The organism is Ruegeria sp. CDSC079, assembly GCF_059610505.1.
The window spans coordinates 228,312-253,210 of the sequence record NZ_JBXWNT010000004.1 but is presented as its reverse complement, the minus strand read 5'-3'; the positions used below and the strand labels follow the sequence as shown (position 1 = coordinate 253,210).

The following is a 24,899-nucleotide window of genomic DNA, read 5'->3' as shown; positions in this document are numbered from 1 at the left end:
TGGACCAACAGCGTCGCGTTTACAATGAGGTGTCTGGGATTGGGGTCCACCAGATACACGCGGCCAATAACATGCAGGCCCTATGAATTGACCCTGCATGCCTGCCGAACTGGTCATTCAATGGCCAATCAAGCTGGAAAATTACTCAGCGGCTTCCTGCGCGGCGTCCAATTCAGCAGCCTTCTTCTCGACCTCTTCAACAATGTGGTCGACCATCTGATCGTTGGACATCTTGTGGCTGGCCTTGCCCGCCAGATACACCATACCCGATCCGGCACCGCCGCCGGTAAAGCCGACATCGGTCATCAGCGCTTCGCCCGGGCCGTTCACGACACAGCCGATGATCGATAGGCTCATTGGTGTTTTGATATGTTCAAGACGCTGTTCCAACGCCTCGACCGTTTTGATCACATCGAACCCCTGCCGCGCACAAGAGGGGCATGAGATGATATTAACCCCGCGATGGCGCAGGCCCAGAGATTTCAGGATCTCGAACCCTACCTTGACCTCTTCGACAGGATCCGCGGACAGGCTGACGCGGATCGTGTCGCCAATGCCCATCCACAATAGATTGCCCAGACCAATCGCCGATTTGATGGTGCCCGAAACCAGTCCTCCGGCCTCGGTAATACCCAGATGGATGGGGGCGTCCGTGGCCTCGGCGATGCCCTGATAGGCAGCTGCCGACAGGAAGACATCGCTGGCTTTCACGCTGATCTTGAATTCGTGGAAATCGTTGTCCTGAAGAATACGGATATGCTCTAGCCCGCTTTCAACCATCGCTTCGGGGCAAGGCTCACCGTACTTCTCAAGCAGGTGCTTTTCCAGGCTTCCCGCATTCACCCCGATCCGGATCGAGCAATTATGGTCACGCGCGGCCTGAACGACCTCTTTCACCCGACTTTCATTGCCAATGTTGCCAGGGTTGATCCGCAAGCATGCTGCGCCTGCCTCGGCGGCCTCGATCCCACGGCGATAGTGAAAGTGGATATCCGCCACGATGGGTACCGGACTTTCGCGCACGATCTCTTTCAGCGCCTTGGACGAGGCCTCATCCGGGACCGAAATGCGCACGATATCTGCACCCGCCTCTGCGGCGGCCTGCACCTGAGCCACAGTCGCCGCCACATCCGTCGTCAGCGTGTTGGTCATCGTCTGCACTGCAATCGGAGCGTCACCTCCGACGGGGACGTTTCCAACCATGATCTGACGAGATTTGCGGCGGTAGATATTGCGCCATGGGCGCACGTGATTAAGGGACATGTGGACGGGTCCAAGACTGTCTGAGTTGGTCTTTAAATAGTCAGCCTAACTGGCCACTGCAATGGTCAGATCATTCTGTCGGTGCGGCAGAGCTTTGCGCCTGAAGTTCCGCCACCAATTGCTTGAGGGCGACGTTTTGCTCGGCCTCAAGATCAGCTACCGTATAGCGTTCGGAAACCGCATCCTTGGACAGAACGACACCTTTGGCGACAGTTCCTGGTGCTCCGACCGGGCCGAAATGGTCACCATTCATCGAGAAATAGACAGATCCGGCGGCACCTGCACGTAGGTTAGGCGGTTCTTCTGTCAGCGGTACCTCGAATGTACTGCCCTGTTCGACGGTTCCAAGCGTACCCTCGAAGATGATACTTCCATCCGCAGCGGTGACCCGCATCCACGCCGGATCAACGGCGACGATTTTCAGGGTCGTATCAATCTGTTCAACCACCTGCGGCAATGTCGGGCGAAGAACCGTATGGACTTCGGCAACCTCAACCTTGGGCGGCTCAGGCGGCTGGAAGGTGCCAACGGTACGCGGGTCCAGTGTAGAAATTGGTGCATCACGGGCAACGAGCACCGGCAAATCCAGGGCCTGTGGGCGATACAGCCTATCCAGAGCCTCAGCCGAGGGGGTGTCGATCAGCGCGACTTGATCTTCGGTGGTGCCACGCGCCGCCTCAAGCGGGTCCAAATCAGACAAGACAACCGGAGCCTGTTCAACCGGGCTCACCTGCACTTGCTGAATCCGGTTCAGGACGGACCATCCGCCATATCCAATACCGCCGATCACAGCCAACAGAACCAGAGACGACCCGATGGCACGCGGCTCTATCTGGCTGACCAACGATTCCCGTCCGGGAATATAGGGAGTGTTTGGCGAGATAAACGGATCGCGCCCCATCGGACCGCGAGCCGGCAAGCTGCCCGAGGTCTTTCGAACCACCGACGCCTCGGCCGACATGCCATGCGCGACCTCAAACCCACTTTCCTTACAAAACGCAAAGAAAGTTTCGTCAGGGTTCATCCCCAGATAGCGGGCGTAAGAGCGCACATACCCAGCGATAAATCCGGGCGTATCGAAGGCGTCCGGGTCGGCATCTTCTATGGCTGCAATGTAGTTGGCTTTGATCCGCAGTTCGCGCTGCACATCCAGTAAGGATTTGCCCATTGTTGCGCGTTCACCACGCATCATGTCGCCCAGCCGCACCTCATAGTCGTCAAAGCCCTTGGGCCTGACGTCAGTGTCGCCTTCGGATCCGCGCTGTGATCTGCGCCCAATCATCCCTGCTGCCCCATTCTGCCTGTGCGTGTTTCACGCCGTGGTCGAATCATTAAAAGAATGATTCGCGCCGTAGTTTTGTTAGCGTAATTTTAGCACGCGGCATACGAATTGCACACTTTAGCGTTAGGTTAACCGGCAAGTTCGGCGCGATTTAGCGCACAATGTGACCAAAGTTCGTCCATCGCCTGGATCAAACGGTTCATTTCGTCAGGTCCATGAACCGGGGACGGTGTGAAACGCAGGCGTTCTGTTCCACGCGGAACAGTGGGGAAATTGATGGGCTGGACGTAGATTCCATAGTCATCCAGCAGCATATCGCTGAGTTTCTTCGTGTGCACGGGGTTGCCGACAATCACGGGCACAATGTGGCTGCCGTGATCAATCAGTGGCAGGCCCATCCCCTTGAGCCGAAGCTTGAGGATCTTTGCTTGCGTCTGATGCTGCTCTCGCAATTCGGACGCAGTTTTGAGGTAGGCAACCGAAGCTGCGGCACCCGCAGCAACGGCAGGTGGTAGAGACGTCGTAAAGATGAAGCCCGGAGCATAAGACCGCACCGCGTCGCACATTTTAGTGCTGGCCGCGATATAGCCCCCCATGACGCCATAGGCTTTAGCCAATGTGCCGTTGATGATGTCGATCCGATGGGCAAGACGATCACGCTCGGTCACGCCACCGCCGCGCGGTCCATACATGCCAACGGCGTGGACCTCATCAATATAGGTCAGCGCACCAAATTCATCGGCCAGATCACATATCTCTTCAATCGGGCCAAAATCGCCGTCCATCGAATACACCGACTCAAAGGCGATCAGTTTGGGCGTTGCGGGGTCATCCGCTTCAAGCAGTTCGCGCAGATGGGCGACGTCATTGTGGCGGAAGATGCGCTTGGACCCGCCGTTGCGGCGCACCCCTTCGATCATCGAAGCATGGTTCAATGCGTCAGAATAAATGATTAGACCAGGAAACAATTTCGGCAAAGTGCTGAGTGTCGCGTCATTTGCGATATAGGCGCTGGTGAACAGCAACGCAGCTTCTTTGCCGTGCAGATCGGCCAGCTCGGCCTCAAGCCGTTTGTGATAAACCGTTGTGCCCGAAATGTTGCGGGTTCCACCTGATCCGGCGCCTGCGGCATCCACGGCCTCGTGCATCGCCTCCAACACCACAGGGTGTTGCCCCATGCCAAGATAGTCGTTGCCGCACCAGACGGTGATATCTTGCTGCGATCCATCGAGGCGCGTGCGCACCGCATGCGGGAAATGACCATTGCGACGTTCGATATCAATGAAGGTCCGGTACCGTCCTTCGTCATGCAGCCTTGCGATCGCTGAATCAAGCTGAGCAGTATAATCCACCGGTTTCTCCTTAGTTGCCCGACCGATATTACGGCGACCGAACGTCTTCTTCTGCGCAGGATACGAATCTGCACCAGAGCATTTCCCACTGCCTGCTTGATACCGCAAGCACAGTGAAAGCTTATTTGATTTGCATCAAATATCCGCTCTGACCCTGACCGACAAGTAAAGTTACGCCCCCTGGACGCGAGGAAACGACGCAGGCACAGCACATTATCTCATCCGGGTTTCCGATATTATACCAGATTCCTGTCCTTGCGGGCTAGACGGCAAAAGTGGCGCTGATAGGGTTCCGGAAAATCCAAATCAAGCAGGAGCCCTCTCATGTCGCTGGACGCTGTTCTGAACCGCATCGACGCCGATCTGCCAACCTCAATCGACCGCCTGATGGAACTGCTCCGCATTCCGTCAATTTCAACCGATCCGGCCTTTGACCAACAGGTCAACCAGGCAGCTGACTGGCTGGTATCTGACCTGAAAAGCATAGGAATTCAGGCTGAAAAACGTGAAACCACCGGACATCCCATGGTGGTGGGCCACATAGGTGAGGACAACAGCGCGCCCCATGTTCTGTTCTACGGCCATTATGACGTGCAACCCGTTGACCCGCTGAACCAGTGGAACCGGGATCCGTTCGATCCGGCCATTGAAGAAACCGAAAATGGGCCGGTGATCCGGGGTCGAGGCTCTTCGGACGATAAGGGACAGTTGATGACCTTCGTCGAAGCGTGCCGCGCATGGAAGGCCGTCCATGGCACCCTGCCCTGCCGCATCACCTTCTTCTTCGAAGGCGAAGAAGAATCCGGTTCGCCGTCGCTCGTCCCGTTCCTGCGTGAAAACGTGGCCGAGTTGAAAGCGGATCTGGCATTGGTATGTGACACTTCGATGGTGTCGCGTGGGGTACCATCAATCGCGTCTCAGCTGCGCGGGATGCTCAAGGACGAATTCACCATCATCGGTCCGCGGATCGACCTGCACTCGGGCCATTACGGCGGACCGGGGCTAAACCCGCTGCGAGAGCTGTCCAGGATCGTCGCCTCGTTCTATGACGACGAAACCGGTCGCGTCGCTGTCGAAGGCTTTTATGACGGGGTTCATGAGGTCCCGGCCGAACAGTTGCGCCAATGGGAAAACTGCGGGTTCGATGAGGCGGATTATCTGAACTCGGTGGGGTATTCTCAGCCACACGGCGAAAAAGGATATTCGACATTGCAGCAACAATGGGCGCGCCCGACGCTTGAGGTAAACGGGCTTTGGGGCGGTTATAACGGCGCCGGTTCGAAGACGGTCATTCCCTCACAGGCGCATTGCAAGATCACCTGCCGTCTGGTGGGTGACATGAACCCTGACGCCTTGCGTGACCAGATTCGCAAGCATGTAGAAGACCGCCTGTCACCCGACGCGAAAGTACAGTGGGACAACGATCTTGAAGGCGCGCCCGCATCCGTCATGAATATCAACCGCCCCGAATTCGAAGCCGCCCGAGGCGCATTATCCGATGAATGGGGGCGCGAAGCCGTCTTTACCGGAATGGGCGGGTCAATCCCTGTCGTTGGCTACTTCGACACGGAACTTGGCATGGATTCAATGCTTGTGGGCTTTGCCAATGATGATGACGCAATTCACTCACCGAATGAGAAATATGACGTCAAGAGCTTTCACAAAGGCATCCGGTCCTGGGCGCGCATTCTCGACGCTTTGACCCGATAACCAAATCCGGGAATCAAAAGGCCAGATGAAGCTTGGCTCGCTGCTTCATCTGGCCAAAGATACTTTTGGTAATGTGCCGCAGATCGGCAGAGGTACCCCCTGCCCTGAGTTACATATGGATCACGCGCCCGTAAGCGTCCAAAACGCTTTCATGCATCATCTCGGACAAAGTCGGATGCGGGAACACTGTGTTCATCAGATCCTCTTCGGTGGTTTCAAGCTGGCGCCCGACCACATACCCCTGAATTAACTCAGTGACTTCCGCGCCAATCATGTGGGCGCCCAACAGCTCTCCGGTTTTGGCGTCGAAGACTGTTTTGACCAGCCCTTCCGGCTCTCCAAGCGCGATTGCCTTGCCGTTGCCGATGAAGGGAAAACGGCCGACCTTGATGTCATAGCCAAGCTCTTTCGCCTTTGCCTCGGAATAGCCGACCGACGCTACCTGCGGATGGCAATAGGTGCAGCCCGCGATGCTTTCGGGCTTGACCGGATGGGCATGTTTACCGGCGATCAGATCGGCCACCATGACACCCTCATGGCTTGCTTTATGCGCCAGCCATGGCGCTCCGGCAATGTCACCGATGGCGTATAGGCCATCGACACCGGTGCGACAGAATTCGTCAGTCACAACATGGGTCCGGTCGATTTTGACACCCAAAGCCTCAAGCCCCAGATTTTCAATATTGCCAACGATGCCAACCGCAGAAATCACGGTGTCAAAGTCGTGCTTTTCGACCTTTCCCTTCACCTCGATATGCGCGGTGACTTTACCCTTAGCGCGGTCCAATTGCTTGACCATCGCCTTTTCCATGATCTTCATGCCCTGTTTGATAAAGGCTTTCTTGGCGAAGGCGCTGATCTCGGCATCCTCGACGGGCAGAACGCGGTCCATGACTTCAACCACCGTCGTATCTGCACCGAGCGTGTTGTAGAAGCTAGCGAACTCGATCCCGATTGCACCCGACCCGATGACCAGCAATTTCTTTGGCATCCGCGGCGGCTGCAGGGCGTGTTTGTAAGTCCAAACCAGATCACCATCCGCTTCCAGCCCGGGAAGCTCGCGGGCGCGCGCGCCGGTTGCCAGAACGATATTCTTGGCTGTCAACTCTTCGCTGCCCTTGTCGGTCTTGACGGAGACCTTGCCCTTGGCCGGGATCGTCGCCTCGCCCATGACAACCGTCACTTTGTTCTTTTTCAGCAGGTGACCGATACCGCCCGAAAGTTGCCCGGCGACACCGCGCGATCGCTTGACCACAGCATCCAGATCATATCCAATCTTCTCGGCCTTCAGCCCAAAATCCTTTGCGCGCTCCATCAGGTGAAACACTTCTGAAGACCGCAGCAGCGCTTTGGTTGGGATGCAGCCCCAGTTAAGACATATGCCCCCGAGATGTTCGCGCTCGACCACGGCGGTTTTCAAACCAAGCTGTGCTGCGCGAATGGCTGCGACATACCCGCCAGGACCAGCGCCGATTACGATCAGATCAAAAGATTGTGCTGCCATGTTTCCCTCTCGGAGCAGGTCATTTCCAAATTAGTTTACCATTAAACTAATACCAGTCACCCTTCAACACTTAGTCCCCGCGACAAAAGCTACGCAAGGTAAACCCATACGGATTGCAGAGGTTCGAGCCTATACCGCACCCGTTCGAAACGCTAGAAGATAGCTAAGTATCCCAGTTGCTCCATTCTAAATCCATTTACGCGAAAGGCATAACATGGCTAAAACGCTGAAAGATCTGGTCCTCGCCCTAATCAACGCCACGCTTATCCTGGTGGCCTTGTGTTTGTTTTTGGGCTGGAAGCTGACCACAACAGCGCAGTCCCTGATGTCTGATTTTTCACAGAAGGTTCAGATCGTCGCCCCTTTGCGCGAAGAGGTTCAAGAGGTGCGCAGTGAATTGGCAGCACTTCGCACTGAACTCGCGACAATACAAGTCAATGGCGCGCTTGCCGACACCGCCACCGCCCAACGGGTCTCGCAAACGCTCGACCGCCTGAGCCAAATCGAAGATACGCTGCAGGCGGCGCAGTCTCGTATCGTTGCGGTTGCCGAAACGCCTGACGCCTTCATCGGCACCGCAATAGAAAAAACGGCCGACACTGTGGCCGACCGTATTATCACAATCAAAGGTTGTTCGGTCGAAGGCTAACCTGCGGCCTGAAGCTCTCGGACGGTGGATCCGTACCCGCCCATGTTTACATAGGCGGCCTCATGTTCGGTCATGGGGCGCGACAATGCTTCGTTACGATAGGGGAAACGGCCGAACTTTCGGATCACCTCCCTATGCGCCCTTGCATGCAGCAGGTTGGTTGACTTGGATTCGTCGATATTCTGGCACATCAGGCGTACACAACGCTCTTGGTCACACAGATTTTCCGAGTGCATCAGTGGAAGATAAAAGAACTGCCGCGCGGGTTCGTCAATCTTCAGATCCCAGCCCTTGTCGATGGCGCATTTCGCTGCCGACAAGGCCGCCTTATCAGTGGCGAACGCCTTACCACTGCCGCGGAACATATTTCTAGGAAACTGGTCCATCAGAATTATATAGGCCAGTGCCCCGCTGGGGTATGTCAGCCAGAGAGAGAACTTTCCCTCATTAGCAATTTCCCATGTGGAAAGAAATTTTTCGCGGATCTCTGCGTCTAGCGCTTCATCCTCAATATACCAACCATCTGGACCCACTTGATCCAGCCAAAAACTCAATACTTCTTCAGGCCCTACCATTGCCTTGCTCCGTCGTTTTGCCCTCCCCAGGGACGTAACGTCATTTAAGGCTGATTTACAGATTTGTGACAGTAAAAATTTGCAACACTTGCGACATAATTTCGTGTCCTAGGCTACATCTTGCGTTTCCTGATCGGCTTCGGCGGCTTCGATAGCCACCTCTTGCGCCAATTCGAACGCCACCGGCGAGGCCGTTGGGTAAAGCGGAGACATGGTGCCCGTCTCGTCCACAGGAATCGCCGCACGCTGTGTCATGCGATACATCGCATAGACAGCAGTGGCTGCAAGCAGTGCAAAGATGATCAGGAAAAAGCCCGACGGTCCGAACACGTCATCGCCCATCAACCAACCGGTAATCAGCGGGCCAGCAATGGCGCCCAGTCCATTGATGAAGACCAGACCGCCAGAGGCCGCGGCCATATCCTCATGCTCCAGAAAGTCATTCGTATGCGCAATCAGAAGCGAATACAGTGGGTTAGACATGCCGCCAATCACAAAGGCCGAGGCCAGAAGGAACGGAAATGAGGTCGACCCGAACATCATCGCAGTGGCCGCCCCGCAAGCACCAATGATGCCCGCCAGCATGATCAGGAACCGGCGATCCATCCGGTCCGAGAACCAACCCAGCGGATATTGCAGCAGAATTGCTCCGATATAGAAGGCGGCCACGAAGGTCGAAATCTCAACCAGTGTCAGCCCAGCGCGCGCGCCATATACCGCCGCCATACCAAACTGGGCCGAGAACACTCCGCCCAGCAGGAACATGCCGACGCAGCCCAGTGGTGATTTCCCCATCAGATCACGCAATGTCATGGGCTTGGTCGTGTCAAATGCCGGTGTCGGTGAAATCGACAGCAGAATCGGAGCAAAGGAAACCGAAACCAGAATGGATGCGATCACAAAGGTCTCGTAACCAGCAGGATCGCCAACCAGCATAAGCCCCTGAGCGGTGATGATCCCAGTCATCTGTACGATCATATAAAGCGAAAGCGCCTGGCCCCGGTTCTCGTTATTGGCCGCGTTGTTCAGCCAGCTTTCGGCGGTGACATACACGCCCGAGAAACAAAACCCGATCACAACACGCCCCAAAGCCCACGCGACTGGTTCGGTCAACATCGGATACATGATCATCACGGCCGAAATAAAAGAAGCGAGCGCAGCAAAGACCCGCACATGTCCAACCCGCCGGATCATCTCCGGTGCAAGGCGAGAACCTCCGAGGAAACCTACGAAATAAGCTGACATCACAACAGACATCTGAAGGGTCGAAAACCCTTCGATCTCGCCTCGAACGCCCAGGATTGTGCCCTGTAGGCCATTGCCAATCATAAGCAGGCCCATGCCAAGAAGAAGTGACCACGCGCTGGTAATGACCTGAAGCATAGAGGCCTCCGAGATTGCTAACCTGAACTAGAGATTCGTTTTTATATCAAAAACGGCTTTGAGCCAGCTTGTCTACGACATCGAAACGCAACGATCCCGACAACACGCCGCTCAAGGGATCAAAAGCGACCCATCCCCATATGAAAAGAACCGATAGTTCTGCGCAATCGCGTGCTCATAAACCTCTTGCATCCGATCCTGCCCCATCAAAGCTGAAACCAACATCAGCAGCGTGGATTTCGGCAGATGGAAATTGGTGATCAGCGCATCCGTGACGTAAAACTGAAAGCCCGGATAGATGAAGATGTCGGTATCGCCCTCCCAGGGTACGATCTGCCCACTGCGGGCGGCGCTTTCGATCAATCGCAGCGCGGTTGTGCCCACCGGAATGACACGGCCACCTACGGCTTTGGTTTCACGAATTTCACTGACGGCTTCCGCACTGACCCTGCCCCATTCTGCATGCATCTTATGGGTCGTCACGTCCTCGACCTTGACAGGCAGAAACGTTCCGGCACCAACATGAAGCGTAACGTAGGAAACAGAAACACCGCGCGCGGTAAGCGCTTGCATCAGCGCTTCGTCAAAATGCAGCGACGCGGTGGGCGCGGCCACTGCCCCGGAGTTGCGCGCCCAGATCGTCTGGTAATCCGTCTTGTCCTGCGCATCGGCAGGGCGCTTGGCGGCAATATAGGGCGGCAGCGGCATGGCGCCGGCCTGTTCCAGCGCAGCATCGAAATCCTGCCCCGTAAGGTTAAACCGCAGAAAGGCCTGCCCGTCCGCCACCCTATCCAACTCAGCGCTCAGTTGATCCGAAAACCGGATCACCTCACCTGTCTTGACCTTCTTGAGAGGCTTGATCAACGCCGCCCAGGTGCCGTCTGCCTGCGGATCAAGCAACGTCGCTTCGATCGACGCAGACACCGGCCCTTGCGCACTGTCGCGATGACGCCGCCCGCTGAGGCGTGCCGGGATGACCCGCGTATCATTCAACACCAGCCGGTCACCGGGTCGCAGCCAATCTGGCAGGTCAAAGACATGCGCATCCGAGATTGCATCGCCCTCGGCCACAAGCAAACGCGCCGAAGACCGCGGGTTGGCAGGCCGGGTGGCAATCAAATTCTCGGGCAGGTGGAAATCGAAATCGCTGAGTTTCATGGGCGCGCCTTACAGGGTCGTATCAGATTCGGCTATATCCCTGTTCAGTTGTCTTTTGGCGGCGATCCAAAGGTGCGCTTGGGCTCATCCGGCTTGGCTTTCTGTGCATTTGGCCCATCCTGAACCTTCGGCGCGGGCTCCCTTAGAAGGTTGCGCAAGAACAATGGCGCAAGCCCTGACAGAGGGTTGACCGAGACAGAGGGTGATTTCAAAGGGCCGGTCAGAGTATAATTGAACGCGATCACACCTTCACCTTTTTTGGTGAAGACACTTCCAATCGCATTCACCAGATAGATTGGGGAAATCGCGCCACGCAAGTTCAGCATTTCGCTAACCGTGTCGATTGTCCCGTCGAAGGACAATCCCATCGAAGGACCGACGGCGCTGCCGCTGAGAACCTTGATTTCGGTCGGCGTAATCCGCATTCGGCTTTCGATGCTCGAGAAAAAGATGCCTTGCCCAGCCATTTCATCCACAAGCCCAACAAGGCTGATTGCGTTCAGCAAGGCAGCCATGGCCGGGGCGTCATGAATTCGGGTGTTCACGATCTTCATGATGACATCGAAGTTCCCGGCCCCGCCGACCGGTTCCAGTTGCAGGTCCAGTTTGCCACCGCGCGCCTGGGTTATCATTTTGGCCGATCTCAGAACGTCGCCTGCATCACCAGAGATTAGATTGACTGCACTGCGCCCTCCGCGCGGGGTCACCTGTCCGCGCACAGCAGCACCGCCGTTTACATTCGCCGTGAACGCGCCGCTGACACCGCCAGTTGTCGCAAATTTTCCGTTGAACCCGGTCAGGGCGATCGTCTCTGTAATCTGGAGGCGATCCAACACTACATCCAGCTCGGGCCCCTGCCCGGAACCACCGCCACCACCTTCGGAGGATCCAAAGGTCGCGCCCCCCAGATTCATCACGCCCCCTAAAACCCTGATGTCGGGCAAGGCTGATCCCCGTGATATCAGCTCCGCCGGAACCGCAAGCCAGTTCCCCAGTTCGAATGAGCTGAACTCAACACGATCGAAAGCACCATTTTTGAAATTAATGGAGGCCAGGCTACTCAACCCCGCCGCATCCAGCCGAAGTGTATCCACGCGCATCTGATCGCCCAGCGTTGCCTCGACATCCATCGACCCCTTGGTACCAGCGCCTTTGCGCCACCCGAGCTCGGGGATAGACAGCACTACGCCTTCCAGATCCGATGTCGCCGTCAGTTTCGGGGGGCGGCCAGCACCGATGCCCAAGGTTATTTCGGCAACGCCTTTTCCAGTCAGCATACCCTTTGGTAACCCGGCACGCAGCTCGGTCACCAACCGGGGCGAAATCTCGATCTGCCCTTTCAGTTCACTGGGTTTCGGTTCTCGGCCCCCAATAGGCTGGCGCCAGGTTGCCTGCAGGGGCACGTCGCCGAAATATCCGTCGCCGCCGACTTCGACGGCGGATTGGTCACCTGAGATAGTCAACTGAGGCGCGCTGACGACAAAACCTTTGACCAAGCGATCACTGTGCACATCACCAATCTTACCAGTAAAGTGAAACTGGGTTTCATCGAACTTCAGCCCCTTCTTCATCGGCAGAGATAAGGTGCCTGACAGTTCCACATCGCCAGAGGCCACATCCACGGGCAAATTTGCCTTTGTCATCAGCTGCAGAGGGGGACGATCCATCAAAGACAAGGCGGCCGTTGCCGAGCCGTTGGCCTTGACGCGCACAATCGCCGGCGAAAGCTTTTTGATCGACGTATCCGGAATAATGAAGGATGTTCCTGACCCGTCTATCGGGCCGCCCTGATCGGCAATGACAACCGCTTTCTCGGCAGTCACGGTAAACCGTTGGTTGATCAGGCTGGCCTGCCCCTGAGCGTCCTGGACCGGAGGTAAAGTTTTGGCAAAGCGGACTTTGGCGTCGTCGAACCCGAAGTCCAAGTAAATGTCCGGCTTGGTGTCCGGCTTCAACCGCAATGCAAAATCGACATCCGAGAGCCGGCCTTCATATAAATTGTCGGACACCCATTTACGCGGCTTCTCAGCAAGTAATTGGGGCCAGTATCTCAGCAACTGGCCTGACTCCAACTCGTCCAGATGAGCCTCGAGGTACCCCGACCAACCTTCGGCTTCACCAATCAGATTACCCCTAGCACGCAGCGTTAGGTTTTCGTCTTCAACCGTCATCTGTCCGAGGCGCAACTCGAACGGGGCCAGCTTCATCTTCAGATCAAGGTCGGCACGCGCCAACTTGAGGGGTTCCGGAAACAGCCCAGCCGGGTTGATGTCGATGCTGCTGAGACGGAGTTGAGAGGTCAGGCTTTCCAGCAGTCCATTCTCGATACCTCTCAAAAAGGCCCTTCCCTCGGCCTGAACGGACCCCCAGGCAGAGACTACAGAAACCTCGTCGAAATCCAGCTCCTGCCGACTTGGGTCATAGCTGAAATAAGCCCTGGCGGATTCAAACGGGATCGGTTTTGTCTCTTGGTTGGCTTGCACCGCGCCTGCCGCAAGGTTCAGGGTCGCAAATAACGGCCCCAGCGCCGCGTTGCCATCAACACTGCCGCGCACCGCGCCCGAGATTGGAGCGTCAAGGACCTGTAACCATGACAAGGCAAGGCTTTGACTTGCAATATCCTCGGCAGGCAGGTCGGTTATGGCAAAGCCAAAGCTTGCCTGGGGCGTTCCAAGTACGCTGGTATAATTTACCTCAATCGAACTGGCATAATCGCGCCCTGTCAGAACAGAGAACCCGGTGGACATGCGCATTTCGTCACCGGTACGGATGATCGAAATATGTCCGCCGTCGAAAACCCAGGCGCGCGACAGGCGCAAATCCTGATAGTCCAGCGTCAACGACTCAAGCTCGACCGACCGCAGCCCCGACAGCAGTGGTGACAAAAAGACATCGTCAGATTCCTCGATCAACTCGATCAATGTCCGCGCCCTCTGAACCGGTGCACTGCCAGAACCGACTGTCAACGAAAGCGCCCCGTCCAATCCGCGGGTCAATGCGATTTGGGCATCGCGCAGGGTAATCGTGCGCGGGCGGATTTTCCCCCGTAGCAGCCACCGCATCGACAACCGGGTGCGCATATCCGCCACTTGCGCGATCTGTTGTCCCGCCGCGTCGCTTATGGTCACATCCGTCAGTCGCAAACGTGGCAACCAGTTTTCGTTGACAATAAAGCTGGCATCGCCAAAGCGGATCTTGATCCCCCCAAGGCTTTGATCCAGCCGTTTTTCGGCCTGGGCCCGCATCCAGTCGGGCGCGTGCAGCTGTTTGCCAATCAGAAAGAACCAGCCGCCAAAGGCCAGCAGGCAAAGCAACAGGAAGGTTCCGACGATCCCCCACGCAGCGATGCGGCGGCGTGACCGACGGCGGCGGGGCTTCCCGTCCGGGCCTTCTTGTGTATCTTCTTGCCGCGCCAAATTCCGACCCACGCCCTATTACCTGCTTGCACCAAACCTTGATGTCAGGCAGCACTTAAAAACCTTTAGCGGAGTTTCCAATGCCCGACGTTACAGACATCGCCCCCGGTTTCACTTTGCCCCGCGACGGCGGTGGTGAGGTTACGCTGTCAGACCTGCAAGGCAGCGCCGTCGTTTTGTTTTTCTATCCCCGTGATGATACGCCGGGCTGCACCAAGGAATCCATCGGTTTCTCGGAACAACTTCAAGCCTTTGCTGATGCCGGCGCCCAGGTTTTCGGCATCTCGCGCGACACGGTGGCTAAGCATGACAAATTCGTCGCCAAACACGGTCTTACGACGCCACTTTTGTCCGACGAAGGCTCGACCGTTTGCGAGGATTACGGTGTGTGGGTCGAGAAGAACATGTACGGGCGCAAGTCGATGGGGATCGAGCGTTCAACCTTTCTGATTGACGCCGACGGTAAGATCGCTCGCATCTGGCGAAAGGTCAAAGTGCCCGGCCATGTGGAAGAGGTACTGGAAACCGTGCGCGCGCTGTAACCCCTTCACCGCGGTCGTCATCCGGATTATGACCCGCACAAATCTTGAAAGCGGAGTTATCCCGGTGTCGAAAACACTGACCCAAATGGCGACCGAAGTTCTGACCACAGCAGACGAGCGCGAAAAGACCGCCCTGTCCAAGCGCCATGCCGCAGCTTGGTTTGCGGCGCGATCAGGGGACGCTCCTGCGATTGAAGTGGGCACCGCAACACCGCCGTTGAATCCCGCCCGACCGGACAAACCAGATTTGCTGTCCCCCCGGGATGTGCCGAAGCGCCGCCCCGGCTCCGAGGCTGGGCGCATTGCCCTGCTACACGCGGTCGCCCATATCGAACTGAACGCGGTTGATCTGCATTGGGATATCATCGCCCGATTTGGCCATGTCCCTATGCCTATCGGTTTCTACGACGACTGGGTCAAATGCGCCGAAGAGGAATCGCGCCACTTCGAAATGGTCTGCGATTGCCTGGAACAGATGGGCAGTCATTACGGCGCCCTGCCCGCCCATGCGGGTATGTGGCGCGCGGCCGAAGATACAGCAGAAGATTTGATGGGCCGTTTGGCCGTAGTGCCAATGGTGCTTGAGGCGCGGGGTCTGGATGTGACCCCCGGCATGATTGACATCTTCCGCAAGGCAAAGGCTGAACAGGCCATTGCCGCGCTCGAGGTGATCTACACCGAAGAAGTCGGGCATGTTGCTTACGGGTCCAAGTGGTTCCATTTCCTTTGCGGACGCGAGAACGCTGACCCAAAGGGTATCTTTCACGATCTGGTCCGGCGCTATTTTCATGGCGTTCTTAAACCGCCCTTCAACGAAGAAAAGCGGGCCGAAGCCGGATTACCGCCGGATTTCTATTGGCCGCTGACCGAAGGCCTGCCGCCGCCCGGCTCTGCCCGCTAGGTTGGCATGCACGGTCATAGCGGTCTTCGAAACATCCTCCAGTTGATGTAATCGGCAATTTCTCGCCGAGAATTGGCGGGATTAACCCTGTTTGTTGTGTGAACTAGTTAACAAACTTGCCCAAATCGGACGTCCCCTCTATTCAGTTGCCCCAAGGGACGGAGACCACTCACAACCGATCCCGAATTTGGGGATCGAGAGGTAAGGCGCGTGCGAACACGTCTGGCAATCAAACTACATTCGCTGCTTGAGCAGCACTTCCCGGAACGCCGGGTCTTTCTGAAATCTGACAATGACACACGGTTCATCCGGCTCAGCTCAGAGACACAGATCTTTGCAGTTGCTGGTGTTGCCCTGTTTGTTGGCTGGACTGCGGTCACTACGGCAATCCTGTTGATGGACAGCATCGGATCAGGCAACTTCCGGGAACAGGCCAAGCGCGATCAGGCGACATATCAGGAGCGGCTGAATATCCTGTCAGCAGAGCGTGACGTGCGCGCTCATGAGGCTCTGATGGCTCAGGACCGGTTCAACGCTGCGCTTGAACAGATCTCTGCGATGCAATCCGAGCTGCTGGCGTCCGAAAACAGCCGCCGTGAATTGGAAACGGGGATCGAGGTAATCCAGTCCACCCTGCGCACCACCATGAAACAACGGGAATTTGCCCGTCAGGAGCTTGCGGCGCTGCAACAATCAGATTCTGATGATGGGCTCACGTTGGCAAACACTGCCAGCCCCGAACAGATGGAATTTATGACCGTTGCTCTGACTCGCACCGCGCAAGAGCGTGATCAGATCGCAGCCGACGCCCGGAACGCACTGGATCAGCGGGACGATCTCGAGCTTGAGATCCGGCTGATGCAGGAACGCAGCGACGAAATTTTCCGTCAGCTAGAAGAAGCAATGATCATCTCGGTTGAACCGCTCGACAAGATGTTCCGACAGGCAGGTATGCCAACTGACCGTATCATTGAAGAAGTACGGCGTGGCTATAGCGGCATGGGTGGCCCCCTCACCCCAATTTCCTTCAGCACGCGCGGTGAGGACCTGACCCCCGACGAGATCCGCGCGAACACTCTGTTGCAACAGATGGACCAGCTGAACCTCTATCGTATCGCAGCAGAAAAGGCCCCGTTTGCCAGCCCGGTGAAAGCGGCTGTCCGCTTTACCAGTGGCTTTGGCACGCGCCGTGACCCTAAAACGGGCGGTCGTCGCATGCATAACGGTTCCGATTTTGCAGGTGCACATGGAACTGATATCTTTGCGACCGCCGACGGCGTAGTCACCCATGCGGGCTGGCAATCGGGTTTCGGGCGTCTGGTCAAAATCCGGCACGCCTTCGGAATTGAGACACTTTACGCTCATAACACCAAGTTACGGGTTAAGGTTGGCCAAAGGGTCTCGCGCGGGGATCATATTGCTGATATGGGTAACACCGGACGGTCGACCGGAACGCACCTGCACTATGAGGTCCGCGTAAACGGAAAACCTGTTAACCCAATGACTTACATCAAGGCTGCAAGAAATGTTTTCTAAGAGCAAAATCAACGAGCCCGGAACCAATGCCCCAGAGGCCGCCAAGCCTGCCGCTCCGGCCACTCCGGCAACCCCTGCACCGACGGAAACCAAGGCCAGCACCGCGCCCAAACCCAAGCCACCCGCATCGGTCCTGTCTTCGGATCTGCACATCACCGGCAACCTGAAAACCTCGGGTGACATTCAGGTCGAAGGTACGGTGGAAGGTGACATTCGTGCGCATCTGCTGACCATCGGTGAAACGGCGACTATCAAGGGCGAAGTCACTGCAGATGACGTTGTCATCAACGGCCGTATCGTTGGCCGCGTGCGTGGCCTGAAAGTGCGCCTGACCTCGACCGCACGGGTCGAAGGCGACATCATTCACAAGACAATCGCCATCGAAAGCGGCGCGCATTTCGAAGGCTCCGTTCAGCGTCAGGACGATCCTCTGAACCCTGGCCGCAGCGGAAAACCGGGCGCTAACCCGGCTGCAGACGTCAAACAGTAATTCTGACAGACTGACAGGAAACAAACGCCGCGGGACAGCCTGCGGCGTTTTCTTTTGCAATTCTGACCGAAAGGCTTTCACTGATCAGGTTGGTTCCAGGTCGCATTGGCCTCGATCACTTCTGCGACCATCAGCGCCTTTTCGGACAAATCTGTTGGCGTGCCATCATCAAAGGCAAGCTGCTGCATTCTTCGATACATGACTTCAGACGTGTAAAAATCAAATGCAGCCGTGCCGTCCGGGCTTTCCCAGAAGGCCGTGATCCAAACCGAGGGCGCATACCCGTAACACCAGTCCTGCCAGAACCGTTCTGCCAAAGTCGCCGTTTTAACTGCGGCTACTTGCGCCAAAAGGCTATCCATTGGCCAACCCCCGAGGCGAAACATGCAGAGCGTATCGTCCAGACATTCTTCTGAGCCCCCTTCGATCGCCTTCAGGAGAAAGCGTTTCTGGAAATTGTCCAGGACACGCCACTCCTCGGACGACCAGTTCCGGGCCTGTCCCGTCGGATACCGGCTCAGGCTGACTTCGATCCCGACAGAGCTTACCTCTTCGCCACAGGCCAAGACCTCTAGCACACGCGGCAAAAGATAGGCCCAGGTATTCTTGGCAATCCCTTCCGGATCACTCGCTGCAAAATACCAGTCCAGAAGATAGTGCAACGGTAGTTCCTGAATGGGTGGGTGAAAGAAATCAGCCTCGATATCCGGTTCCATGCAGCACCCTTCGCAGACTTCGATACTGCTTGGCTTTGGACGTTTAAAAACGCGATAAGCATCCTGAATAAGCGGGAAGAACGGATCATCCGGCAATAACTTGGCCTTAACCGGCTTATTCGTCTTTGACGTCATCGTAGGCTGAACCCATATTTCCATGCCACACCCATAGGTCTATCTGCCCACTTTTGACGTGGCAAGCGCGCCCAAATACCCCTTCATTCTCCGCCGAATTTCTATGTGTGATGAGTAGCTTCGATATTTCTGCGTTTTGGATTACACTACAGCCCATTGGTTTTCGGAGGACTTTTCATGTCAACAAAACTCATGGCTGAATTTTTCGGTACATTCTGGTTGGTGCTTGGCGGTTGCGGCAGCGCTGTTTTAGCGGCTGGTGTCGCGGATGTCGGTATCGGCTGGTTGGGCGTATCTTTCGCCTTTGGCCTAACAGTGCTGACTATGGCATTTGCCGTTGGCCACATTTCAGGCGGGCATTTCAATCCGGCAGTCAGTCTGGGTTTAATGATCGGCGGACGATTCCCGGCTAAGGACCTGCTGCCCTATTGGATTGCTCAGGTCATCGGAGCCATTGCAGCAGCGGCTGTTCTGTATCTGATCGTCAGCGGCGCACCAGATTTCGCCGGGGTTGGAGGCTTTGCGTCCAATGGCTATGGCGAGGCTTCACCCATGGGCTATTCGATGATGTCCGCCTTGGTGATCGAGATCGTGCTGACGGCGTTTTTCATCCTGATCATTCTGGGCGCGACCTCAAGCGGTGCTCCGGCAGGGTTCGCGCCGATTGCCATCGGTCTGGCGCTGACGCTGATCCACCTGATCTCGATCCCGGTGACCAACACATCTGTCAACCCGGCACGGTCAACCGGTGTTGCCCTGTTTGCCGATGGGCCAGCGCTGGCTCAGCTATGGTTGTTCTGGGTTGCCCCGCTGATTGGTGGCGCGATTGGTGCGCTGATCTGGAAGGCCATGTCTGACGACTGATCCAAGCGCACGCTTACAAAAAGACCCCGGCACCTGACCAGGCACCGGGGTCCTTTTATCTATTCGGTCACGGTGACCTTTTTCATCGCATCCGGCTGGCCGATTACGGCTCCGTTCGGGCCTTCGCCCCGCTTGATCGCATCAACAACGTCCATACCGTCAGTGACCTGACCGACAACCGTATATTGACCGTTCAGGAACGGCCCAGGTTCAAACATTATGAAGAATTGCGAGTTGGCACTGTCGGGATCCTGCGCCCGGGCCATGCCAATAACACCACGATCAAAGTTATAGTCCGAGAACTCAGCTGGCAGATCCGGCCGATCCGAACCACCAGTACCGGCACGACGCATATCGCCACCGACCCGACCGTGTTCAACGTCACCGGTCTGAGCCATGAAGCCGTCGATCACGCGGTGAAACACCACGCCATCATACTGGCCAGCAGCGGCAAGGGCGCTAATTTGTTCAACATGCTTGGGGGCAATATCGTCAAACAGATCAACGGTTACGGTGCCATTGGCCCCCTCGCCCTCAATCTCGATCTCTAGGCCCGTGGCCAGTGCAGGACCGGCCAACAGGACAAATGCGGCGGCCAGCTTATACATCGGCAGCCACCTTAACGCTGATCATACGATCCGGGCTTGCGGGAGGCTCGCCCCGAACGATGGCGTCCACATGCTCCATCCCGTCGATGACACGGCCATAGACCGTGTATTGGCCGTTCAGGAAATGGTTGTCGCTAAAGTTGATGAAAAACTGCGAATTGGCCGAGTCCGGATTCTGCGACCGAGCCGCGCCTAACGTGCCGCGATCATGCGGCAGTTTCGAAAACTCTGCCGGAACATTCGGCAGCGATGACCCGCCTGTGCCTGCACTGCGCAGGTTGAATCCGTCTTCCATATCGCCGTGCTGCACGTCACCGGTTTGCGCCATGAAACCGTCGATCACACGGTGAAATGCCACGTTGTCATATTCACCGCTGCGCGCCAGTTCCTTCATCCGAGCGCTATGCTGCGGGGCCACATCTGGCAGCAGCTCGATGACGACATTGCCGCCCTTCAGCTCGATGATGATTGTGTTTTCGGGATCCTTGATCTCGGCCATGTGGCCCTCCTGTCGTTTGTCTTGCGCAAATACCTATGCGCCACGCACGCGAAAGCCAAGTGACGCATTGACCTGAGGGCAAAATGCAGGAAAAGAACCGCCTAGATCGGTTGCCAAACACGAGGATCGCGCGATGGGCTGGAAAACACTGGACGATATGGACCTGAACGGTAAACGCGTGCTGGTGCGCGTGGATATCAATGTGCCCGTGGTGGATGGGGTCGTGACCGACGCTACCCGGATTCAGCGCATCGTACCCACAGTACGCGATATTCTCGCCGCAGGTGGCAAGCCTATCCTTCTAGCCCATTTCGGACGCCCGGGCGGAGAGCGGCGCGAGAGCCTGTCGCTGAAACAACTTATCCCCACATTGGAAAGCGCCTTTGGTGCGCAGGTTCTGTTCGCAGCCGATTGCGTCGGAACCGAGGCCGAGCTTGTCGCAGACACCCTGCAAGCCGGGCAAGTATTGCTGTTGGAAAACACCCGTTTTCATGCTGCTGAAACCAAGAATGATCCTGATCTGGCCGCCGGCATGGCCAAACTGGGCGAGGTCTACTGCAACGACGCCTTTTCCGCTGCGCACCGCGCCCACAGCTCAACCGAAGCCATCGCTCGCCTGCTGCCTGCCTGCGCTGGTCGGCTGATGCAGGCCGAGCTGCAGGCACTTGAAAGCGCCCTTGGCGCGCCCGAGCGTCCGGTGACAGCGGTGGTCGGCGGGGCCAAGGTATCGACCAAGCTGGAGCTGCTGGGCAACCTAATCGACAAGGTGGATCACCTGATCATCGGCGGTGGCATGGCCAACACCTTTCTGGTGGCACAAGGTATCAGTGTCGGCAAATCGCTGGCCGAAACCGCGATGAAAGACACTGCCGCAGAGATTCTTGCCAAGGCGGAAAACTCTGGTTGCCAGATCGTTTTGCCGTGTGACGTGGTTGTTGCAAAAGCCTTCCAGGCCAATGCGCCGCATCAGGTTTTGCCCGCAGACCAATGCCCCGAAGACGGCATGATCCTGGATGCAGGCCCCGAGAGTGTCGCCGCTATCACTGAAGTCATCAGCCAAAGCCGAACCCTGATCTGGAACGGCCCTTTGGGCGCCTTTGAACTGGAACCGTTCGATGCCGCAACGAATGCGGCCGCACTGAAAGCTGCCGCGCTCAGCCGTTCGGGCCAGTTGGTCTCGGTCGCGGGCGGTGGTGATACCGTAGCCGCCCTGAACGCGTCCGGCGCGGCGCGGGATTTCACCTATATCTCGACAGCAGGCGGCGCATTCCTGGAATGGATGGAAGGAAAAACCCTGCCCGGCGTCGCCGCGCTGGAACAATAAATTCAGCTGCACGGGTAATTTTGCGAATCGGGGGATTCACAAGCCGAATCGCCTGTGACATAGTGCAGTCAGATGCCAAGCATAATGGCACGACATTGAGGCAGACTTCATACGGCGGTAAACAGAGTGTCCCGTTCCCATCGGCCCGGTTTGGGCTCAGTTGCTTTTTTCTCGGTGGCTTTCATGCTGGGTGTGTATTTCACCTTTGCTGCCGTCCAGGGAGACTATGGCCTGTTTCGACGGGTCGAGATTGCAGCGGAACGGGATGCTCTGTCGCGCGACCTTGCAGCGTTGAGCACCGAAATCGCCGAAATGGAAAATCTGACCCGCAGGCTTTCAGACACCTATCTTGACCTCGATTTACTGGATCAGCAGGCGCGCTCGATCCTTGGTATGATCCGCTCGGATGAGATTGTCATCCGCTGAGCGGGACCAAAATTCTTCGTCGGAAATCCCTGCTGTGGTAACGCATACGTCCCTACCTGAACGGTTTTCCGCGTGTCAAACAACAGCGCAATATTTCCACTCGCCAGAAAGCCTCAAATGTTCTATTAGATAGTTTAACGCTAAACTATCTTGCCGAGAGGGGGAGATCGCCACAATGGCTGCGCGAAAAACCACAAAGAAACCAAACGTTTCTGCGGAAGAACTCAAGACCTATTACCGTGAAATGTTGCTGATCCGCCGATTCGAAGAAAAGGCTGGCCAGCTATACGGCATGGGTCTGATCGGTGGTTTCTGCCACCTGTATATCGGTCAAGAGGCAGTTGTTGTGGGACTGGAAGCAGCCGCCGAAGAAGGTGACAAGCGGATCACCTCTTATCGCGATCATGGGCATATGCTGGCCTGCGGCATGGATCCGGGCGGCGTAATGGCAGAACTGACCGGGCGCGAGGGCGGATTGTCCAAGGGCAAAGGCGGTTCGATGCACATGTTCTCGAAAGAGAAGCATTTCTATGGCGGTCACGGCATCGTCGGGGCGCAGGTTCCTCTGGGTGCCGGTCTGGCCTTTGCCGACAAGTATCAGGAAAACGGCCGCGTCACCTTCACCTATTTTGGGGACGGCGCCGCAAACCAGGGGCAGGTCTATGAGACCTTCAACATGGCCGCGATCTGGGAACTGCCCGTGATCTTTGTGATCGAGAACAACCAATACGCCATGGGGACGTCCCAGGCACGTTCGACCTCGACCAAAGACATCTACCATCGGGGCGAGGCGTTCGGCATCCCTGGCGAGATCGTCAACGGCATGGATGTGCTAGCGGTCAAAGAGGCCAGCGAAAAGGCTGTCGCCCATTGCCGCGCGGGCAAAGGTCCGTACATTCTGGAAATCAAAACCTATCGCTATCGCGGACACTCGATGTCCGACCCGGCCAAGTACCGCACCCGCGAAGAGGTTCAGAAGGTGCGCGAACAAAGCGACCCGATCGAACATGTCCGCGAGCTGCTGCTTTCCGGCAAACACGCGACTGAGGATGACCTGAAGGCGATCGACAAAGAGATCAAAGAGATCGTCAATCAAGCCGCTGAATTCTCGAAAGAAAGCCCCGAGCCGTCGCTGGACGAGCTTTGGACAGATATCTACGCCTGAGAGGACGATTAAGACATGGCAACCGAAATTCTCATGCCCGCCCTTTCCCCCACGATGGAAGAGGGCACGCTGGCCAAATGGCTGGTCAAGGAAGGCGACACCGTATCAAGCGGCGATATCATGGCCGAAATCGAAACCGATAAGGCCACGATGGAGTTTGAAGCCGTTGATGAAGGGATCATGGGCAAGATCCTGATCGCTGAAGGCACCGAAGGGGTCAAAGTAAATACCCCTATCGCCATCCTCGTCGAAGAAGGCGAAGACGCCTCCGCCCTGCCCGCGGCTGCACCCACAGCCGCAGCGACGACCGAAGCCGCCCCTGCTGCGGTTGAGGCCCCTGCTCCTGTCTCTGCCCCAGCCGCACCTAAGGTAGATCTGTCCCCAGATTGGCCAGCTGATGCCGAGATGAAGTCCGAAACCGTGCGTGAAGCCCTGCGCGACGCCATGGCCGAAGAAATGCGCAATGACGGTGACGTCTACCTCATGGGTGAAGAAGTCGCGGAATATCAGGGCGCTTATAAAATCTCGCAAGGTTTGCTGGATGAGTTTGGCGCCAAGCGCGTAATCGACACCCCGATCACCGAACATGGTTTTGCCGGGATCGCAGTTGGTTCGGCCTTTGGCGGGTTGAAACCGATTGTCGAGTTCATGACTTTCAACTTCGCCATGCAGGCGATTGACCAGATCATCAACTCGGCCGCGAAGACGCTCTATATGTCCGGCGGTCAGATGGGCTGTCCCATCGTGTTCCGGGGTCCGAACGGTGCCGCCGCACGCGTGGCAGCCCAGCACAGTCAGGACTATGCGGCCTGGTATATGCAGATCCCCGGCCTCAAAGTCGTCATGCCCTATTCAGCGGCCGACGCCAAAGGCTTGCTGAAATCCGCGATCCGTGACCCGAACCCGGTGATCTTCCTGGAAAACGAAATCCTCTATGGCCGCTCATTCGAAGTGCCGCAGGTGGATGACCTGAGCATTCCGTTGGGCAAGGCCCGCATCTGGCGCGAGGGCACAGACGTGACCATCGTCAGCTTTGGCATCGGCATGCAGTTCGCACTGGAAGCTGCAGACAAGCTCGCCGAGGACGGTATCAGTGCCGAAGTGATCGACTTGCGTACCATCCGCCCGATGGACACTGGTGCAATCATCAATTCGGTGATGAAGACCAACCGGCTTGTGACCGTCGAAGAAGGCTGGCCACAAGGATCGGTCGGCAGCTACATTTCATCGGTGGTGATGCAGGAAGCGTTTGATTACCTCGACGCGCCTGTCATCAACTGCACCGGCAAGGATGTTCCGATGCCCTACGCAGCGAACCTCGAAAAACTGGCGCTGGTGACCACCGACGAGGTGATCGCAGCCGTCAAACAAGTGACCTACCGGTAAGGGAGCAACAGACAG

General features: G+C 56.7%; 22 protein-coding genes. 11 read left to right on the top strand and 11 right to left on the bottom strand.

All coding sequences use genetic code 11. The features are described from left to right. Positions 1–141: 141 nt before the first annotated feature. The 3 genes from ispG to hemA all read right to left on the bottom strand — a co-directional run bounded on the left by ispG (position 142) and on the right by hemA (position 3,897). Entirely contained in the window at positions 142–1,263 is a 1,122-nt protein-coding gene (gene ispG, locus AC2FIC_RS09345) for a flavodoxin-dependent (E)-4-hydroxy-3-methylbut-2-enyl-diphosphate synthase (protein WP_496691077.1), read from the bottom strand. Between the two features lie 70 nt (positions 1,264–1,333). After that, the gene (locus AC2FIC_RS09340) at positions 1,334–2,545 is read right to left on the bottom strand and encodes a helix-turn-helix domain-containing protein (RefSeq protein ID WP_496691076.1); all 1,212 of its coding nucleotides are present in this window, start codon (positions 2,543–2,545) and stop codon (positions 1,334–1,336) included. Positions 2,546–2,673: 128 nt separating this feature from the next. Then, entirely contained in the window at positions 2,674–3,897 is a 1,224-nt protein-coding gene (gene hemA, locus AC2FIC_RS09335) for a 5-aminolevulinate synthase (protein WP_142633250.1), read from the bottom strand. A gap of 324 nt (positions 3,898–4,221) precedes the next feature. Between hemA and AC2FIC_RS09330 the strand changes: the two genes are divergently transcribed. Then, positions 4,222–5,607: a M20/M25/M40 family metallo-hydrolase gene (locus AC2FIC_RS09330; RefSeq protein WP_496691075.1), complete on the top strand. Its 1,386-nt coding sequence runs from the start codon at positions 4,222–4,224 to the stop codon at positions 5,605–5,607. 109 nt (positions 5,608–5,716) lie between these two features. Here AC2FIC_RS09330 and lpdA read toward each other — a convergent pair whose 3' ends face one another. Then, the gene (gene lpdA, locus AC2FIC_RS09325) at positions 5,717–7,111 is read right to left on the bottom strand and encodes a dihydrolipoyl dehydrogenase (RefSeq protein WP_271947557.1); all 1,395 of its coding nucleotides are present in this window, start codon (positions 7,109–7,111) and stop codon (positions 5,717–5,719) included. 214 nt (positions 7,112–7,325) lie between these two features. On the opposite strand from lpdA, the gene AC2FIC_RS09320 reads away from it, so the two are divergent. Further along, positions 7,326–7,760, top strand: coding sequence for a hypothetical protein (locus tag AC2FIC_RS09320; RefSeq protein ID WP_496691074.1), 435 nt, complete (start codon positions 7,326–7,328; stop codon positions 7,758–7,760). Here the strand turns inward: AC2FIC_RS09320 and AC2FIC_RS09315 are convergent. The 4 genes from AC2FIC_RS09315 to AC2FIC_RS09300 all read right to left on the bottom strand — a co-directional run bounded on the left by AC2FIC_RS09315 (position 7,757) and on the right by AC2FIC_RS09300 (position 14,292). After that, positions 7,757–8,335 (bottom strand): DUF924 family protein, encoded by a 579-nt coding sequence (locus AC2FIC_RS09315; protein WP_142633241.1) that lies wholly within the window; start codon positions 8,333–8,335, stop codon positions 7,757–7,759. The two genes, AC2FIC_RS09320 and AC2FIC_RS09315, sit on opposite strands and share 4 nt — an antisense overlap. A 108-nt stretch (positions 8,336–8,443) precedes the next feature. Next, positions 8,444–9,718, bottom strand: a complete 1,275-nt coding sequence (locus tag AC2FIC_RS09310; RefSeq protein WP_282021879.1) for an MFS transporter — start codon at positions 9,716–9,718, stop codon at positions 8,444–8,446. A 111-nt stretch (positions 9,719–9,829) separates the two neighbouring features. Further along, a complete protein-coding gene (queA, locus tag AC2FIC_RS09305) occupies positions 9,830–10,876 on the bottom strand; it encodes a tRNA preQ1(34) S-adenosylmethionine ribosyltransferase-isomerase QueA (protein ID WP_496691073.1) in 1,047 nt (348 codons plus the stop codon). A gap of 44 nt (positions 10,877–10,920) precedes the next feature. Further along, positions 10,921–14,292, bottom strand: a complete 3,372-nt coding sequence (locus AC2FIC_RS09300; protein WP_496870146.1) for a YhdP family protein — start codon at positions 14,290–14,292, stop codon at positions 10,921–10,923. An 80-nt stretch (positions 14,293–14,372) separates the two neighbouring features. Between AC2FIC_RS09300 and AC2FIC_RS09295 the strand changes: the two genes are divergently transcribed. From AC2FIC_RS09295 to AC2FIC_RS09280, 4 genes are all read left to right on the top strand, one after another. Then, a complete protein-coding gene (locus tag AC2FIC_RS09295; protein ID WP_496691071.1) occupies positions 14,373–14,834 on the top strand; it encodes a peroxiredoxin in 462 nt (153 codons plus the stop codon). 28 nt (positions 14,835–14,862) lie between these two features. Further along, a complete protein-coding gene (locus AC2FIC_RS09290; protein ID WP_496691070.1) occupies positions 14,863–15,735 on the top strand; it encodes a ferritin-like domain-containing protein in 873 nt (290 codons plus the stop codon). A 210-nt stretch (positions 15,736–15,945) separates the two neighbouring features. Beyond that, positions 15,946–17,271, top strand: coding sequence for a DUF5930 domain-containing protein (locus AC2FIC_RS09285; protein ID WP_496691069.1), 1,326 nt, complete (start codon positions 15,946–15,948; stop codon positions 17,269–17,271). Next, on the top strand, positions 17,261–17,761 hold the full coding sequence (locus AC2FIC_RS09280) for a bactofilin family protein (protein ID WP_271947570.1): 501 nt from the start codon (positions 17,261–17,263) through the stop codon (positions 17,759–17,761). The genes AC2FIC_RS09285 and AC2FIC_RS09280 overlap by 11 nt, the downstream gene beginning before the upstream one ends. A 77-nt stretch (positions 17,762–17,838) precedes the next feature. Here AC2FIC_RS09280 and AC2FIC_RS09275 read toward each other — a convergent pair whose 3' ends face one another. Beyond that, complete coding sequence (locus AC2FIC_RS09275; protein ID WP_496691068.1) at positions 17,839–18,612, bottom strand: hypothetical protein; 774 nt, start codon at positions 18,610–18,612, stop codon at positions 17,839–17,841. Positions 18,613–18,789: 177 nt separating this feature from the next. Between AC2FIC_RS09275 and aqpZ the strand changes: the two genes are divergently transcribed. Continuing rightward, positions 18,790–19,476, top strand: a complete 687-nt coding sequence (aqpZ, locus tag AC2FIC_RS09270; RefSeq protein ID WP_271947574.1) for an aquaporin Z — start codon at positions 18,790–18,792, stop codon at positions 19,474–19,476. A gap of 59 nt (positions 19,477–19,535) precedes the next feature. Here aqpZ and AC2FIC_RS09265 read toward each other — a convergent pair whose 3' ends face one another. Beyond that, positions 19,536–20,084, bottom strand: coding sequence for a peptidylprolyl isomerase (locus tag AC2FIC_RS09265; protein WP_142633219.1), 549 nt, complete (start codon positions 20,082–20,084; stop codon positions 19,536–19,538). Next, positions 20,077–20,583 (bottom strand): peptidylprolyl isomerase, encoded by a 507-nt coding sequence (locus tag AC2FIC_RS09260; protein ID WP_271947577.1) that lies wholly within the window; start codon positions 20,581–20,583, stop codon positions 20,077–20,079. Before AC2FIC_RS09260 ends, AC2FIC_RS09265 begins: the two co-directional genes overlap by 8 nt. A gap of 133 nt (positions 20,584–20,716) precedes the next feature. On the opposite strand from AC2FIC_RS09260, the gene AC2FIC_RS09255 reads away from it, so the two are divergent. The 4 genes from AC2FIC_RS09255 (at position 20,717) to AC2FIC_RS09240 (ending at position 24,884) form a co-directional block, all read left to right on the top strand. Continuing rightward, positions 20,717–21,907, top strand: coding sequence for a phosphoglycerate kinase (locus AC2FIC_RS09255; RefSeq protein ID WP_496688400.1), 1,191 nt, complete (start codon positions 20,717–20,719; stop codon positions 21,905–21,907). A 126-nt stretch (positions 21,908–22,033) separates the two neighbouring features. Then, entirely contained in the window at positions 22,034–22,333 is a 300-nt protein-coding gene (locus AC2FIC_RS09250; RefSeq protein ID WP_185956602.1) for an FtsB family cell division protein, read from the top strand. Between the two features lie 175 nt (positions 22,334–22,508). Beyond that, the gene (pdhA, locus tag AC2FIC_RS09245; RefSeq protein ID WP_142633213.1) at positions 22,509–23,498 is read left to right on the top strand and encodes a pyruvate dehydrogenase (acetyl-transferring) E1 component subunit alpha; all 990 of its coding nucleotides are present in this window, start codon (positions 22,509–22,511) and stop codon (positions 23,496–23,498) included. 15 nt (positions 23,499–23,513) lie between these two features. Next, the gene (locus AC2FIC_RS09240; protein WP_142633211.1) at positions 23,514–24,884 is read left to right on the top strand and encodes a pyruvate dehydrogenase complex E1 component subunit beta; all 1,371 of its coding nucleotides are present in this window, start codon (positions 23,514–23,516) and stop codon (positions 24,882–24,884) included. The last annotated feature ends 15 nt before the right edge of the window (positions 24,885–24,899 follow it).

Bases quoted from the DNA above. Each gene is read 5' to 3' on its own strand.
- AC2FIC_RS09260 (WP_271947577.1), bottom strand. From the start codon at position 20,583: ATGGCCGAGATCAAGGATCCCGAAAACACAATCATCATCGAGCTGAAG.
- AC2FIC_RS09310 (WP_282021879.1), bottom strand. From the start codon at position 9,718: ATGCTTCAGGTCATTACCAGCGCGTGGTCACTTCTTCTTGGCATGGGC.
- aqpZ (WP_271947574.1), top strand. From the start codon at position 18,790: ATGTCAACAAAACTCATGGCTGAATTTTTCGGTACATTCTGGTTGGTG.
- ispG (WP_496691077.1), bottom strand. From the start codon at position 1,263: ATGTCCCTTAATCACGTGCGCCCATGGCGCAATATCTACCGCCGCAAA.
- AC2FIC_RS09240 (WP_142633211.1), top strand. From the start codon at position 23,514: ATGGCAACCGAAATTCTCATGCCCGCCCTTTCCCCCACGATGGAAGAG.
- AC2FIC_RS09315 (WP_142633241.1), bottom strand. From the start codon at position 8,335: ATGGTAGGGCCTGAAGAAGTATTGAGTTTTTGGCTGGATCAAGTGGGT.
- AC2FIC_RS09340 (WP_496691076.1), bottom strand. From the start codon at position 2,545: ATGATTGGGCGCAGATCACAGCGCGGATCCGAAGGCGACACTGACGTC.
- lpdA (WP_271947557.1), bottom strand. From the start codon at position 7,111: ATGGCAGCACAATCTTTTGATCTGATCGTAATCGGCGCTGGTCCTGGC.
- AC2FIC_RS09295 (WP_496691071.1), top strand. From the start codon at position 14,373: ATGCCCGACGTTACAGACATCGCCCCCGGTTTCACTTTGCCCCGCGAC.
- AC2FIC_RS09280 (WP_271947570.1), top strand. From the start codon at position 17,261: ATGTTTTCTAAGAGCAAAATCAACGAGCCCGGAACCAATGCCCCAGAG.
- AC2FIC_RS09290 (WP_496691070.1), top strand. From the start codon at position 14,863: ATGACCCGCACAAATCTTGAAAGCGGAGTTATCCCGGTGTCGAAAACA.
- AC2FIC_RS09265 (WP_142633219.1), bottom strand. From the start codon at position 20,084: ATGTATAAGCTGGCCGCCGCATTTGTCCTGTTGGCCGGTCCTGCACTG.
- queA (WP_496691073.1), bottom strand. From the start codon at position 10,876: ATGAAACTCAGCGATTTCGATTTCCACCTGCCCGAGAATTTGATTGCC.
- AC2FIC_RS09255 (WP_496688400.1), top strand. From the start codon at position 20,717: ATGGGCTGGAAAACACTGGACGATATGGACCTGAACGGTAAACGCGTG.
- AC2FIC_RS09275 (WP_496691068.1), bottom strand. From the start codon at position 18,612: ATGACGTCAAAGACGAATAAGCCGGTTAAGGCCAAGTTATTGCCGGAT.
- AC2FIC_RS09320 (WP_496691074.1), top strand. From the start codon at position 7,326: ATGGCTAAAACGCTGAAAGATCTGGTCCTCGCCCTAATCAACGCCACG.
- pdhA (WP_142633213.1), top strand. From the start codon at position 22,509: ATGGCTGCGCGAAAAACCACAAAGAAACCAAACGTTTCTGCGGAAGAA.
- AC2FIC_RS09330 (WP_496691075.1), top strand. From the start codon at position 4,222: ATGTCGCTGGACGCTGTTCTGAACCGCATCGACGCCGATCTGCCAACC.